A 13,134-nucleotide genomic window follows, 5' to 3' on the forward strand; every position below is an offset into this window, starting at 1 on the left:
ACATCGTCTACCAGGCCATGGTCGCCCGGCTGCCCCACGACGAGAAACGCGACCCGCGCAAGGAGTTGGACCGTGCGCTGGCCGTCGCATCGTGGCGCCCACCCAGCCGCACCTCCGTACGCCGACCGAAGGACGCCATCCCCGGACTCCCCGACTGGTGGCAGAGCGATGAGGAAGCGAGCAGGTCGATGATGCCGCTCCTGCAGCAGCGAGGACTGGTCTGATGGCAACAGTCATCGGTGATGCGGCGGTCCGGATCATGCCGGACATGCGGCGGTTCGCCGCGCAGATGCGGGCGCAGATGCGCAGCGCCACCTCCGGCATGACCCGGAGCATGCGCGCCACCGGCACCACCATGGGCCGCACCCTCGGCGACGGCTTCGTCCGCGGTGCCGACGGCCGACTGCGAGACGCCCAGGGACGGTTCGCTGCGGCGGGGCAGCAGATCACCCGCCAGATGCAGGGCGACATGCAGCGCGCCGGAGACGCCGCCGCCCGCGGATTCACCGGCGCGATGCAGGGGGTGACGCAGTCCTTCCAGGCCACCGGCCAGACCATGGCGACCGCAGGCCAGACGATGACGAAGTCCGTCACGGCGCCGCTGGGGGCGATCGGGGCCACTTCGATCACGGTGGCCGGTGACTTCCAGGCGGCGATGAACGGCGTGCGCGCCGTGTCCGGAGCGGCGGGTAAGGACTTCACCAACCTGCGGAACCTGGCCAAGCGCATGGGCTCCACCACGCAGTTCTCTGCGGTGGAGGCGGCCAACGCCATGGAGTTTCTGGGCATGGCCGGGTTCAAGACCACGGACATCATGGCCGCCCTGCCCGATGTCCTGAGCCTCGCCGCCGCAGGCAACACCGACCTCGCGACCACCGCCGACATCGCGAGCAACATCATGTCCGGTTTCGGTATCGAGGCCAGCGAGATGGGCCGGGTCGCCGACGTCATGGCCGCTACGGCGGCCGGCGCGAACGTCGACATGCGGATGCTCGGCGAGTCCATGAAGTACGCCGCCCCCTTGGCGCGGGCCGCCGGCTGGAGCTTCGAGGACACTGCGGCGGCGGTCGGCTTCCTCGGCAACGCAGGCATCCAGGGGTCGATGGCGGGCACCGGCCTGAACTCCATCCTCGCCACCCTCGCCGACACCTCGTCCGTCGGCGGCCGGAGGCTGAAGGAGTTCGGCGTCGCCGCGCAGGGCGCCGACGGGCAGACGCGTCCGCTGGTGGACATCATCGAGGACCTGTCGACGAAGGGCGCCGATGTCGCCGACGTCATCTCCATCTTCGGCCTGGAGGCCGGGCCGAAGCTGCAGGCGCTGATCGGGCAGGGCTCGAAGGGTCTGGAGGAGTTCGCGAAGGACCTGAAGAACAGTGAGGGTGCCGCCAAGGAGATGGCGGACATCCGCATGGAGGGCTTCGTCGGGCAGGTCAAGTCCCTGCAGTCCGCGTTCCAGGGCCTGATGATCGAGATCGGTGATGCTGGGCTCCTCGACTGGGCCACCGACTTCGCCCAGCGCATCACCGGTCTGTTGTCCGGTCTGGCGCGGACCAGCCCGGAGTTGATGCGGATCGGGTCGATCGTCGCGATCGTCGCTGCTGTCGCCGGGCCCGCCCTGGCCGCGCTCGGCTTCGCGATCACCGGCATCTCCACTGCGCTGGCCGTGCTGCTCTCCCCCGTCGCGCTGGTGGTCGCCGCCGTCGCCGCGCTCGGCATCGCGTTCGTGGTGGCCTGGCGCTACAGCAGCACGTTCCGGGACGGCGTGCGGGCGCTGGCCGACACCGTTCGCTCGGGCGCCGTCGCCGCGTTCCAGCAGCTGCGCGCCTCGTTCGTGACGACGCTCCTGCCTGCCCTGCAGCGCTTGGGGCAGGTGGTGATGCAGGATCTGCTGCCCGCCTTCCGCGCGCTGATTCAGGCGGTCGCGAGCAGGGTGATCCCGATCGCCCGCCAGATTTCCAGCATCTTCACCAGCATCGTCATCCCGGCGATCATGAAAGTTTATGCGGCGATCGTCGGCGCCTTGGTCCCCGTCTTCCAGGCCCTGGCGAACTTCGTGCGGCAGCGGGTGATACCTGCGGTCCAGATGATCGGCGACCGGCTGTCCGAGCTGATCACCAAGGCGCGCCCGGTGATTCAGGTGATCGCGGCGATCGTGACGTGGCTGGCGCAGATGGCGGGTCGGATCATCGGCACCGTCGTCCCGATCCTGATCCGCCTGGCGGGGCCGATATTCACGGCGTTGTTCCGGGCGATCGGGATGGCGATCGGATTCATCGGCACGCTGATCGGCTGGCTCGTCACCGCCGGGCGGGCGTTCGTGACGCTGGGCCGGTGGGTGTCGTGGCTGTGGACCACGGCAATCGCACCCGCGTTCAAATTCATCGGGCAGGCCGCCCGGCTGCTGGCGACGGTGCTGCTGGTCGTGGTGATCGCTCCGATCGTCATTGCGGTGCGGACCCTCGGTGCGATCTTCGGCTGGCTGTGGCGTACCGCGATCCGCCCAGCGTTCCAGGGCATCGGCGCTGCCGCCAGGTGGCTGTGGCAGGCCGCGATCCGCCCGGTGTTCACGGCGGTCCAGGCGCAGACCCGTGTACTGGCGGCCGTGTTCCGGTGGCTGTGGACCACCGTCGTACGCCCCGTGTTCCGTGGTATCGGCGGCGCGATCCGCACATGGTGGACAGCATCCCGCGCGATCTTCGCAGCGGTCACGTCGTTCATCCGCGGCCCACTGGGTAGCGTGTTCCGGTGGCTGCGGGACAGCGTGATCCGGCCCGTATTCCGCGTCATCGGATCGGCGATCACCAGCACGTGGCAGCGCCGCATCCGGCCCGCGTTCACCGCGGTGCGAGCCGCCGTCGCCGCCGTCGCTGTCGCCTTCCGCTCGGCACGAGACGGGATCAGGAAGGCCTGGGAGCAGCTGCGCGGCATCACCCGGCGCCCCGTCAACTTCATCATCAACACGGTGTACAACAAGGGGATTCGCGCCGTCTGGAACGCCGTGGTCGATGCGTTCGGCGGCAAGAAGCTGGACCCGATCGACGGCCTGGCCCGAGGCGGCATCCTCCCTGGGATGTCGTCGTGGCGGGGCGGTGACGACCAGCTCGTGCCGATGCGCCGCGGTGAGGGCGTCTACGTGTCCGAGGCGATGCGCGACCCCTACGAGCGGGCCAGGTTGCACGCCGTCAACCGGGCCGCCATGGCAGGCCGCAGCCTGGCACCGTTCCACCACATGGAGGGCGACGGCCGCGGGCACGGCGGCGGTTTCGCGCTGGGCGGCATCTTCGACGGCATCGGCAACGCCGCATCCGCAGCCTGGGACAAGGCCAAGCAAGGCGCGTCCTGGCTGAAGGACACCTTCGGTGGCGCCATCAAGGCCGGCGTCAAGGCGCTCATCGACCCGATGATCAGCCTCATCCCCGGCAAGTCGGGATTCTCGACCGCGCTGAAGGGCGGCGCCCGCGGCATGGTGGACCGGCTGCTGGGCGCCGGCGATAAGGGCGACAAGGTCGTCGGCAAATTCGTGAAGCCGGTGAACGCCGCGATCGGCACCCGGTACGGGGTGCCCGGGAAGATGTGGGCCTCCGGATTCCACACCGGCACCGACTTCCCCGCGGCGGTGGGTACGGCGGTGCGGGCGGCGCTGACCGGCCGCGTCACCTCGACCAGCTCAGCCGGCCCGTACGGCAACCACATCCGCATGTCGCATGCGGGCGGCCTGACGACCCTGTACGCGCACCTGTCGAGGATGGCGGTCGATGCAGGGCAGAGCGTGACGGGCGGACGCCGGATCGGCTCGGTCGGATCGACGGGCAACTCCACGGGTCCGCACCTGCACTTTGAGGCCCGTCGCGGCGGCAAGCTGATCAACCCCGAGTCGCTGTTCGACACCGGGGGCTGGCTGATGCCGGGCCGGATGGCGTACAACGGCCTGAGCAGCCCGGAGGCGGTCCTCACTCCGCCCCAGTGGCGCACCTTGTCGGTACTGGCGGGCCGGGCCGCTGAGGGGATCGAGACCAGCCGCTCCCTAGACCGGATCATGAGCGGCAGCGGAGGGAGCGGCGCCCCGGCCGTCACCAACGTCGCCATCACCCTGGAAAACCACGGCGTGATCGGGTCGCAGCGCGAGCTGGACGACTGGTTCACTGGGATGCTGAGCCGGGCGGCGCAGCAGCGGCGGCTGCCCGCCGGACTCGGGGGCCGCTGATGCCGCTGACCGAAACCCTCCAGGACAACTTCGACGCCCCCGCGGTTGACGCAGCCCGGTGGCCGAGCAACTACAACACCGCCGGGCCACTGCCGGACCAGCCCGCCGGGCGCGCCCGCGTCCCCTGCAGCACTGGGTTCGCCGCATACGCCTCCGCCAACATCTACACCCTCGCCGGGTCGCAGGCGCGGGTGCGGATGTTCCCAGCCGCCCGCAACGGCGCCACCAACGAGAGCTTCTCCCAGCTACTGGTGCTGTCCAGCACTGTCGGCACACAGATCGTGTGGGAGATCAACACCGCCCTCAACATCGTGCTCCTCACCGTTCACGTCGGATTCATCGACGAGGGCGGGCGGACGGTGCCCTACGACCCGGAAGCGCACGCCTGGGCGAGGATCCGCGAAGAGGCCGGCACTCTGTACTGGGAGGCATCCCCCGACGGCCGCGCGTGGACCGTCCTGCACACAGACGTATCCCCCGGATGGGTCGCCGACACCGACCTGCAACTGCAGCTGCTGGCCCACCGCGACGCGGGCGGCGACAACTTCGCCGAGTTCGACGACTTCAACATCACCCCGGTCCTCGCCAGCGGGTACCTGGTGGCCGTGGACTGGGCCGGGTCAGGGGACTTCGACGGCGCCGATGACAATGTGACCACCGACGTCCTCGACCGGGGGCCGGTGACGTTCGCCTACGGCCGGGATCAGACGCGGCAGTTGTCGCCGCCGATGGTGGGCAGTGGCGAGTTCGGGCTGTGCAACGCGCAGCGCATCTACTCCCCGGAGAATCCGGACTCCCCGATCTCGGACGAGGTGTCCCCGGCGTCGCCGGTCAGGGTCGAGGTGGCCATCAACGACACGCTGTATCCGCTGTTCGCGGGGCGCATCAACGAGTTCACGGTGCACCCGGACCGCGACCAGCAGTCGGTGGACATCGGTGTGCTGGATGACCTGTCGCTGCTGGAGGGTGCGCGGATCTACACCGGGCTGTACGAGTGGCGGCGCACGGGCGAGCTGATGCACGTGGTGCTGGACCGTGTCGGCTGGGACGGGCCACGGGACATCGATGTGGGTGCGACGCATGTCCCGTGGTGGTGGGCAGAGGGCGACGACGCGTTCTCGAAGGTCGTGGAGTTGTTGCAGGCGGAGGGCCCGCCGAGCATCGCGTACGTGGCCCCGGATGGCACCTTCACGTTCCGGGACCGGCATCACCGGCTGCTGCGCCCAGCGTCGGTCACCTCGCAGGCGTCGTTCGCGGCGAGGGCGATCACCTGCGACGCGCCCGCCGTCACGGGCAGCCACAGCTACCTGCCCCCGTTCGACTACAGCATCGGCTGGAAAGACATCGTCAACGCGGTCACGTTCGAGGTCGAGGAGCGGCGGCCGTCCAGGGTGCAGGTGGTCTGGGAGTCGGAGTCGACGATCTCCCTGTCTCAGGGGCAGTCCACGCAGATCCACGCGCAGGCTGAGGACCCGTTCTTCGATGCCCAGGATCTGGTGCTGGGGGTGGACATCGTCGTCTCCGGTGCGGGGGTGGCGGTGACGTCGCTGTCGCGCCGCTCGGGCCAGTCTTTGATCATCAACATCACGGCGGCCGGCGGCGCAGTGTCGATCACCAGGCTGCAGGTGCGGGCGCGGCCGGTGCCGGTGGCGCGCACGGTCCAGGTGACCTCGGACGATTCGGTGTCGATCGCCCGGCACGGGCGGCGGTCCTACGGGGAGGGTGCGGGGCAGGCGGGGCAGCATGATGCGTTCGCGATCGGGCAGCTGCTGTTGGCCCATTACGCGCAGCGCAGTCCGACGGTGCAGCTCAGGCTGGTGTCGTCGGATCTGTCGCATCTGCTGCAGATCGTGACGCGGACACTGTCGGACCGGATCACGATCCGCAACGGCGAGCTGGGCCTGGACCGGGACTTCTTCGTGGAGCGGATCAGTCAGACGATCCGGCGGATGCGGGACGTGGAGGCGTGTCCGGGGCCGGTGCACTATGCGGAGCTGGGTTGCGAGAGCAGCGGCCAGGACATCCCGGCGAACCCGTTCATTTTCGACAAGACGGGTGCGGGCTTCGACGACGGCGTGTTCGACCCGACGGCCGCCGACAACCCGGCCGAGGTGTTCATCTTCGACCACCCGACGCAGGGCCAGTTCGGCGTCGGACGGTTCGGCACCTGACCTCCGGAATGATCATGGCGTGGGGGTGTCTACCGTCCGCAGCATGGTCCAGCTGATCGTGCCCAAGGCTCGCGCCTACGTCTACTGCGGAGACTGGGTTGCCGACTGCCCGCGCGCCTGCGGCAACGTCGAGCACCTCTACGCCCACGCCAACCCGCGCAACCCCGCGAGTCCACGCACGGTGCCACTCCCCGAATTCCGCTGCTCCTACTGCCACCAGACCGCCCCGATCGACTGGCCGCCGAACCTCACCGACATCACCGCCGTCCTCGCGCTGCGCCCGGTCCCTCACACCCGCAACTGGTACCCGGCCGGCCATGACACTGCCGTGCGCCACCGGGTGCCGCACGGGCAGAGCATCACCGAACTGCGCGCCGAGAACGCCGACCACAACGTACCCACAGGGGGTGCCTGAGATGGCGTGGTCAGCGCCCATGACCGCGGTCGCCAACACAGTGTTCGCCGCCGCGCAGTTCAACCAGTACGTGCGCGACAACCTCAACGAGACCGCGCCCGCCAAGGCCACAACGGCCGGTACGCACTTCGCCGGGACCGGGGTCAACTCGATCGCCGAACGGGTCACCTCCGGCGCCGCGGATCTGGGATCCGGCACCACCACGGCGACCGCCTTCACGGATCTCGACGCCCCCGCCAGCGCGGGCCCCTCGGTGACGTTGACGACCGGGCCGCGAGCAATCCTCTTCTACCACTGCCAGCTCGAAAACAGCGGCGCCGGATCGTCGCGGATGGGCGTGGAGGTTTCCGGCGCCTCGTCTATCGCTACGGCCCTCAACCGCAGCATCGGCATTTTCGGCAGTGCGGGCACGACGATCGAAGTCGGCGACGCGGTGTTGTACACCGGCGGCCTCTCACTGACGCCCGGCTCCAACACGTTCACGGCGAAATACCGGGTCAGCTCGGGGACGGGCACGTTCTCGAATCGCCGCCTCATCGTCCTGCCATTCTGAAAGGGGGTGCATCAAAATCGCTTGGTCAGCGCCCATGACCGCGGTCGCCACTTCGGTGTTCACGGCCGCCCAGTTCAACACGTTCCTGCGCGACAACCTGGTCGAGACCGCGCCCGCCAAAGCGGCGACCGCAGGCTCACATTTCGCCGTGTCCGACGTGAATGAGATCGCCGAACGCACCTCTGACACCAACGCCGACCTGGGCTCAGGTACCACCACCTCCACCTCCTACGGCAACCTGGATGCGCCCGCTGCGGCTGGTCCTGCGGTCACCGTCACCACCGGGCCCCGGGCGCTGATCGTGGTCCACTGCACCCTGTCCAATTCCGGCGGCGGATCATCCCGGATGGGCTACGAAATTTCTGGCGCTACCTCGTCCACCCCGGCCGATAACCGCGGCATCGGGTTCTTCGGACTGGCCGGCGGGACGGTCGTTGCGGGGACCACAGTCCTGCATGTCGGCCTCACGCCCGGCTCCAACACATTCACTTCCCAGTATCGGGTGTCGTCGGGGACGGGGACGTTCTCGGCCCGCCGGATTCTCGTGTTCCCCCTGTAGGAGGCCGTGGTGTCCCTGTATGTGTGCTCTCTCATCTCCAACGCCGAGCAGGTCATTCCGGCCGACGGCCAGTACCACCTGCTGCGGTTCCCCTACGGGGAGGACGAGTCGTACGACGCGTGGAACATGCATCCGGCGGAGCAGCCCGACGGGCTGGTGTCGATCCATCCGGATGTGCGGTCGGCGCTGATCTGGCCCGCGGTGAAGGGCTGGGGCGAGCTGAAGGCGACGATCCACTGGGCCGCTGGTGGCGGCTACACGGAGGTCCGTTCCCAGCTCATCCGCGACCCGCTGGGTCTGGCCGCTGGGCCGGACACGACGTGCACGGAGGATCATCACGCGAATGTGGGCGGGCAGTTCCGGTCGAAGAGCTGGGGCATCTTCGTCAACCCGGTCACGTCGCTGGGGGTTCGGGTGCGGCACAACGGCACCTCGGCGGCGACGGTGACCCACGCCCAGTTCAAGCTGGTCGTCAACGACGACGTGGCAGTCCCCCCTACTCCCGGGGGGCTGTGATGGCTCCCCCGCTGACGCCCACCAGGATCCTGGCCGCACTGGAGGCAGAGGGCCTGACTGTGGTCGAGGTCGGCCAGTGGCGCACCCACACCCGCACGGCGGAGTCCCGCCCGTGGGGCGAGGTGCACGGGGTGATGCTGCACCACACCGTCACCCAGGGCACTGCGGCCACGGTGCGGATCTGCCGTGACGGCTACGCAGGGCTGCCGGGGCCGCTGTGCCACGGCGTCATCGACAAGGCCGGGCGCGTGCACATGGTGGGCTCCGGGCGGACGAATCACGCCGGGGGCGGAGACCCGCGGGTCCTCGCCCAGGTGCGGGCGGAGTCCTACGGTGTCCGCCCGTCCGCGTCGACCCGCACCAACGCCAACGGCGTCGATGGGAACAGGCACTTCTACGGCTTCGAGTGCGAGAACCTCGGCGACGGCCGCGACCCGTGGCCGGAGGCGCAGGTGGAGGCGATGGTGCGGGCATCGACGGCGATCTGCCGGGCCCACACCACCAGCGAGACGGCATGGGGCGCGAAGTCCGTCGTCGGGCATCTGGAGTGGCAGAAGGGGAAGGTCGATCCGCGTCCGGCGCCGGGTGGGTCGGATGTGGCGATGCCGGAGCTGCGGGCGCGGGTGGCCGAGCGGCTGGAGCATCCGGCCGGGTGGAACCCGGGGGGCAGCGGGCCGGCGGGTGGCGCGTACGTGGTGAAGCGCGGCGACGGCCTGTACCGCATCGCGACCGCGCACGGCCTGACACTGGCGCAGCTCATCGATCTCAACCCGCAGCTCATCCATCCAGGCGATGAGCTGCGCATCAGCGAGCACGGAGGCACACGGTGAAGATAAGCCGGTATTGGAAGGCGGTCGCGGCGGCGGGCGCCGCGTTCTTCGGGACGCTGGCCACCGCCATGAACGACGACATGGTGGTCACCGGGTCGGAGTGGGTGGGCATCGCTCTCGCGGTGCTCTCCGCTCTCGGCATCACCTACGTAGTGCCCAACCGGCCCGGCGAGGCACCGGGTGGCGGGGTAGAGGAACTGGCGCGTCGGGACATCTGACAGCCACCGAGTACGAGCGGAAGCGGAGAACGACATGTCCCTTGATGCGCGAATCCGGAAGATCGCGGAGGAAGCCGTCGCGGCGGCGGGTGGCGGCGGCGGTGACGGTGCCTCGACGGCGGGCCGCGCCGAGCTGGAGAGGCTGGTCGCCGATCAGCAGGCGCAGCTGAAGGATCTGCACGACCATCTGCACCGGGCGCTCACCCGAGTCGAGCAGCTCACCGGCCGGGTGACGGCACTGGAGGCGGCTGCGACGACGGCGCCGCCTGAGTCCGAGTCGGGCCCGGTGTCGCGGCGTGCCGGCGGGCGGCGGAAGCCGACCGAGTCGTGAGGGTCGTCCTGTACCCGGCGGACAGGTACGGGTGCGGGCACTTCCGCATGATCTGGGTCGGGGACATGCTGGCGGCGGCCGGGCACGACGTGGATGTTGTGCGCACGGACCGGCGCCGGGTGCAGCTGGTGATGGAGGACGAGACCGTCAAGGACGTCCTCGTCGATGCCGATGTGGTGGTGCTGCAGCGGACCACGCACCGGTGGATGGCGCAGGCGGTCGCGGTGATGCGAGCGAAAGGCATCGCCGTGGTCGTCGATGTGGACGACGACCTGAGCGCGATCCACCCGGCGAACCCGGCGTGGACGGACATGCATCCGACCAACGAGATGCGGCCGGGTGTGGGTCGGGCGCCGCGGCGGCATTCGTGGCGGAACCTGGCGGCGGCGTGCCGGGACGCGACGCTGGTGACGGTGTCGACTCCGGCACTGCTGGGGGTGTATGCGCGGCATGGGCGCGGCCAGGTGCTGCACAACTACCTGCCGGACATGTACTACGGGCTGCCGCGTACGGACTCGGATGTGGTCGGCTGGCCGGGGTCGTATCACTCGCATCCGAATGATCCGGAGGTGGTGGGCGGTGCGGTGGCCCGGCTGGTGGATGAGGGCGCCGCGTTCGTGATGCGGGGCGATCCGCAGGGTGCGGGGCGGGCGTTCGGCCTGAGCGAGGATCCTCCGGGTGGCGGGGTAGCGATCGATCAGTGGCCGCGGGCGGTCGCCGAGCTTGGGATCGGGATCGCGCCGCTGGCGGACACCCGCTTCAACGCCAGCAAGTCCTGGTTGAAGCCGTTGGAGATGTCGGCGGCTGGCGTGCCGTGGGTGGCGTCGCCCCGGGCGGAGTACCGCAGGCTGCATGCGATGGGCGCGGGTGTGCTCGCTGACCGGCCTCGGGTCTGGTATCGGGAGTTGAAGCGGTTGCGGGAGTCGGCTGCGCTGCGGCAGGAGATGTCGGGGATGGGTCGCGCGGTGGCCGAGGGGCTACGGCTGTCTCACCACACGTGGCGTTGGCGGGAGGCATGGGAGCGGGCGTACGAGATCCAGCAGGCTACGCCGCGTTCGCGGGTAGTGGCGTAGCGGCGATCGGCTGCTCGCGCACGTCCCGCACCCACGACACCCCGCAGGCAAGGCACAGTTCGTGCGGGTCGGCGTACACCAGCTGGGTGGCCAGGCACAGCGGGCACTTCGCCCGCGTACGGACACGGCGGAGCTGGTTGCGCTGGTAGGTGGTTGTCCCACCCCAGTAGCCCTCCGCGCCGTGCAGCATGGCCCAGGATAGGCAGCGTGTACGCACGGGGCAGGCGTGGCACCAGCGCTGGGCCGCGGCGAGGCCGGCGTCGGTCTCTTCGTCGGGGATGAAGTCGAAGTTGGCGGTCGCGCAGGGGGCGCCCGTTTGCCAGGCGACGTCGTCGACTGAGAAGAACTCAACGGTGCTCACAGGGTGTCCTCCGGCCACGGGACGGGCAGCTGCTGATCGCAGGTCACGCACAGCTCGGCAACGGGCGTGCCGAGCACTGCGGACTCCACGGGGGTCGTGTCGCGATGCAGGCATTCGACGATGACTTGATCCGGGCGGGCGAACGTCCCGACATCGGTGTACCGGAAGCGTTCTGGGTCACGTGTGCGTACGGCTTCGAGGAGGCCGAGTTGTGGGTGGGGCACGGCGGGCTCCTCAGGGGCAGGGTGCGCCGTTGTCGACGATCCACACCATCGCCCCGCCGTCCGCACACGTACGGATCCGCCCCGCCTTCTTCAGTCGCTGCACGCACAGGGCGACGGTCGGCCGGTCCAGGCCCGTGGCGCGGGCGAGCGCGGCGCGGGATCCTGTGCCGCCCGCGATGAGCCCGTAGACCTCCTCGTCGCGGGCGATCACGTTGGCGGGGCGGGGGCGGCCTCGGCGTCGGGCGGGGGCTTGCTGCATCACGGGCTCGCTTTCGATCAACCGATCCGGTGATCCCAATTGTGCACCAACCAGCGGCCTTACAGCGCTGATGCCTACCGCTGCGGTAGAGCGCCCCAGGCGTGGGGCTAGTAGCGGAAGGCGGGGACGACGAGGTTGGCGCCGTCAGCAAGGTGTTCGATCTTCTCCCGGTCGACAGCGCCAGTGTTGATCCTGTCGATGACGTCGGCTGAGTATCCGAGACGCATCACCTGCGACTCCTCGCTGTTGCCGTACGCGTCGGTCATCAAGAAGGTGACGCTGATGACGACGTTGGTGACGGCCAGCTTGGACTTCTTCACCTCGTCGATGACGGTGACGACGTCCCGACGAGCGGCGGTCTTGATGAAGTTCTCGGTGAGGTTGTTGTTGGCGGCGAGCGTGATCTCGGTGGCGCCGTCGCGGTTGTAGTCGATTCCACCGAAGCGTTCGGCATCGCGGTTGCTCTTGCCCAGGGCTTTCTTGATGGAGGCGGCGAGCTGCTTTTCGGGGTCGGGCTTTTTGGTCGGCTCCTGCTGTGGCGTCTCGCTGGGCTCCGGGGTCTTCTGCGGTTCGCTCTCCTCGGGCGCGGGCAAGCTGGGTTCTGGGTCGGGGCTGCTGGTTGCGGTGGGGGTGGCGGCGGGTTTGGCGGTCTCTTGGGTGTCGTCGCCGATGATGTTGCCGAGGATGGCGAAGAAGATGAAGACGCCGAGGATGCCGAGGCAGCTGAACCCGGCGATCTTCCCGGCCTTCTTCTTCGGCCGCTGCGGGGGCAGTGGTTGTGGCGGCGGGTAGTGGCTCATCGTGTACTCCGTGGCTGGGTGTGGTGGTGAGTGGATATCAGCCGTGGAGCGCGGGGTGTGGGTGTGTGGGCGGGTCGTGACGGGATGGTGACGTGCGTGAGGGGCCCGACCTGCCGTGTGGCAGGTGCAGGCCCCTCACCGGCGCGCGGCGGTCGACGGGTGGTCAGCCCTCGTCCCAGTAGCTGGCGAAGCGGGAGTCCTCCAGCGTCTCGTCGAGGAGGAGCGTGTACACGGTGGCGGCCGTGGTCCCGTCGCCGAGGCGCAGCTGCTCCCACCCGTGCTCGCCGCCGGACACCCAGCGGGTCGACCACCGGGGGTAGTGGAAGTGGGTCTGCTTCTCGGCCCACTCGCGGGCGTCGCCGGGCAGGGTGAACAGTTTGCGGCTGGCGCGGGAGTGCTCGACCAGGTAGCGGGGGGCGGGGTCGGGGAGGTTGGTGTCGGGCACGGGTGCTCCTCAGTCGTCGTTGTCGTCGGGCTCGAAGTCGTCGTCGCTGTCGTAGTAGGCGCGGTCCCGGGCGGCGGCCTCGGCCAGCGTCTCCTCCCACGCGGGCAGGGACTGAGTGGCGGTGGGCACGGCGGGTCTCCGATCAGGCGGCGAGGGCGGTGCGGGTGGTGGGCTG

General features: G+C 69.5%; 16 protein-coding genes. 11 read left to right on the plus strand and 5 right to left on the minus strand.

Features of this window, described 5'->3' with window-relative positions; all coding sequences use genetic code 11:
• The first annotated feature begins 17 nt into the window (after positions 1 to 17).
• Genes QNO07_RS09290 through QNO07_RS09340 form a run of 11 tightly spaced genes read left to right on the plus strand, consistent with a single transcriptional unit; the run spans position 18 to position 10,870 of the window.
• Positions 18 to 224 (plus strand): hypothetical protein, encoded by a 207-nt coding sequence (locus QNO07_RS09290; RefSeq protein ID WP_283991243.1) that lies wholly within the window; start codon positions 18 to 20, stop codon positions 222 to 224.
• On the plus strand, positions 224 to 4,204 hold the full coding sequence (locus QNO07_RS09295; RefSeq protein ID WP_283991244.1) for a phage tail tape measure protein: 3,981 nt from the start codon (positions 224 to 226) through the stop codon (positions 4,202 to 4,204). Before QNO07_RS09290 ends, QNO07_RS09295 begins: the two co-directional genes overlap by 1 nt.
• The gene (locus QNO07_RS09300; RefSeq protein ID WP_283991245.1) at positions 4,204 to 6,375 is read left to right on the plus strand and encodes a hypothetical protein; all 2,172 of its coding nucleotides are present in this window, start codon (positions 4,204 to 4,206) and stop codon (positions 6,373 to 6,375) included. The genes QNO07_RS09295 and QNO07_RS09300 overlap by 1 nt, the downstream gene beginning before the upstream one ends.
• 43 nt (positions 6,376 to 6,418) lie before the next feature.
• Positions 6,419 to 6,790 (plus strand): hypothetical protein, encoded by a 372-nt coding sequence (locus tag QNO07_RS09305; RefSeq protein ID WP_283991246.1) that lies wholly within the window; start codon positions 6,419 to 6,421, stop codon positions 6,788 to 6,790.
• A gap of 19 nt (positions 6,791 to 6,809) precedes the next feature.
• Positions 6,810 to 7,343, plus strand: coding sequence for a hypothetical protein (locus tag QNO07_RS09310; RefSeq protein WP_283991247.1), 534 nt, complete (start codon positions 6,810 to 6,812; stop codon positions 7,341 to 7,343).
• A 34-nt stretch (positions 7,344 to 7,377) separates the two neighbouring features.
• Positions 7,378 to 7,902: a hypothetical protein gene (locus tag QNO07_RS09315; RefSeq protein ID WP_283991248.1), complete on the plus strand. Its 525-nt coding sequence runs from the start codon at positions 7,378 to 7,380 to the stop codon at positions 7,900 to 7,902.
• A gap of 9 nt (positions 7,903 to 7,911) precedes the next feature.
• Positions 7,912 to 8,418, plus strand: a complete 507-nt coding sequence (locus tag QNO07_RS09320; protein WP_283991249.1) for a hypothetical protein — start codon at positions 7,912 to 7,914, stop codon at positions 8,416 to 8,418.
• On the plus strand, positions 8,418 to 9,248 hold the full coding sequence (locus tag QNO07_RS09325) for an N-acetylmuramoyl-L-alanine amidase (protein WP_283991250.1): 831 nt from the start codon (positions 8,418 to 8,420) through the stop codon (positions 9,246 to 9,248). The genes QNO07_RS09320 and QNO07_RS09325 overlap by 1 nt, the downstream gene beginning before the upstream one ends.
• Positions 9,245 to 9,466, plus strand: coding sequence for a hypothetical protein (locus tag QNO07_RS09330; RefSeq protein ID WP_283991251.1), 222 nt, complete (start codon positions 9,245 to 9,247; stop codon positions 9,464 to 9,466). Before QNO07_RS09325 ends, QNO07_RS09330 begins: the two co-directional genes overlap by 4 nt.
• A 34-nt stretch (positions 9,467 to 9,500) precedes the next feature.
• Complete coding sequence (locus tag QNO07_RS09335) at positions 9,501 to 9,797, plus strand: hypothetical protein (protein WP_283991252.1); 297 nt, start codon at positions 9,501 to 9,503, stop codon at positions 9,795 to 9,797.
• A gap of 47 nt (positions 9,798 to 9,844) precedes the next feature.
• Entirely contained in the window at positions 9,845 to 10,870 is a 1,026-nt protein-coding gene (locus tag QNO07_RS09340) for a glycosyltransferase family protein (protein ID WP_283991253.1), read from the plus strand.
• On the opposite strand, the gene QNO07_RS09345 is transcribed toward QNO07_RS09340, so the two are convergent.
• The 5 genes from QNO07_RS09345 to QNO07_RS09365 all read right to left on the minus strand — a co-directional run bounded on the left by QNO07_RS09345 (position 10,842) and on the right by QNO07_RS09365 (position 12,959).
• A complete protein-coding gene (locus QNO07_RS09345) occupies positions 10,842 to 11,231 on the minus strand; it encodes a WhiB family transcriptional regulator (RefSeq protein WP_283991254.1) in 390 nt (129 codons plus the stop codon). The genes QNO07_RS09340 and QNO07_RS09345 overlap by 29 nt on opposite strands.
• Positions 11,228 to 11,455 (minus strand): hypothetical protein, encoded by a 228-nt coding sequence (locus tag QNO07_RS09350; RefSeq protein WP_283991255.1) that lies wholly within the window; start codon positions 11,453 to 11,455, stop codon positions 11,228 to 11,230. The genes QNO07_RS09345 and QNO07_RS09350 overlap by 4 nt, the downstream gene beginning before the upstream one ends.
• 10 nt (positions 11,456 to 11,465) lie before the next feature.
• Positions 11,466 to 11,714 carry a winged helix-turn-helix domain-containing protein gene (locus QNO07_RS09355; protein ID WP_283991256.1) on the minus strand — a complete coding sequence of 83 codons (249 nt, stop codon included), beginning with the start codon at positions 11,712 to 11,714 and terminating at the stop codon, positions 11,466 to 11,468.
• Positions 11,715 to 11,821: 107 nt separating this feature from the next.
• The gene (locus QNO07_RS09360) at positions 11,822 to 12,514 is read right to left on the minus strand and encodes a procyclic acidic repetitive family protein (RefSeq protein ID WP_283991257.1); all 693 of its coding nucleotides are present in this window, start codon (positions 12,512 to 12,514) and stop codon (positions 11,822 to 11,824) included.
• A 163-nt stretch (positions 12,515 to 12,677) separates the two neighbouring features.
• The gene (locus QNO07_RS09365; RefSeq protein ID WP_283991259.1) at positions 12,678 to 12,959 is read right to left on the minus strand and encodes a hypothetical protein; all 282 of its coding nucleotides are present in this window, start codon (positions 12,957 to 12,959) and stop codon (positions 12,678 to 12,680) included.
• Positions 12,960 to 13,134: the final 175 nt, after the last annotated feature.

This window comes from Streptomyces sp. 549 (assembly GCF_030124175.1).
Classification (GTDB): Bacteria; Actinomycetota; Actinomycetes; order Streptomycetales; family Streptomycetaceae; genus Streptomyces.

Bases quoted from the DNA above. Each gene is read 5' to 3' on its own strand.
- QNO07_RS09335 (WP_283991252.1), top strand. From the start codon at position 9,501: ATGTCCCTTGATGCGCGAATCCGGAAGATCGCGGAGGAAGCCGTCGCG.
- QNO07_RS09300 (WP_283991245.1), top strand. From the start codon at position 4,204: ATGCCGCTGACCGAAACCCTCCAGGACAACTTCGACGCCCCCGCGGTT.
- QNO07_RS09305 (WP_283991246.1), top strand. From the start codon at position 6,419: ATGGTCCAGCTGATCGTGCCCAAGGCTCGCGCCTACGTCTACTGCGGA.
- QNO07_RS09355 (WP_283991256.1), bottom strand. From the start codon at position 11,714: ATGCAGCAAGCCCCCGCCCGACGCCGAGGCCGCCCCCGCCCCGCCAAC.
- QNO07_RS09360 (WP_283991257.1), bottom strand. From the start codon at position 12,514: ATGAGCCACTACCCGCCGCCACAACCACTGCCCCCGCAGCGGCCGAAG.
- QNO07_RS09290 (WP_283991243.1), top strand. From the start codon at position 18: ATGGTCGCCCGGCTGCCCCACGACGAGAAACGCGACCCGCGCAAGGAG.
- QNO07_RS09325 (WP_283991250.1), top strand. From the start codon at position 8,418: ATGGCTCCCCCGCTGACGCCCACCAGGATCCTGGCCGCACTGGAGGCA.
- QNO07_RS09310 (WP_283991247.1), top strand. From the start codon at position 6,810: ATGACCGCGGTCGCCAACACAGTGTTCGCCGCCGCGCAGTTCAACCAG.
- QNO07_RS09340 (WP_283991253.1), top strand. From the start codon at position 9,845: ATGATCTGGGTCGGGGACATGCTGGCGGCGGCCGGGCACGACGTGGAT.
- QNO07_RS09295 (WP_283991244.1), top strand. From the start codon at position 224: ATGGCAACAGTCATCGGTGATGCGGCGGTCCGGATCATGCCGGACATG.
- QNO07_RS09315 (WP_283991248.1), top strand. From the start codon at position 7,378: ATGACCGCGGTCGCCACTTCGGTGTTCACGGCCGCCCAGTTCAACACG.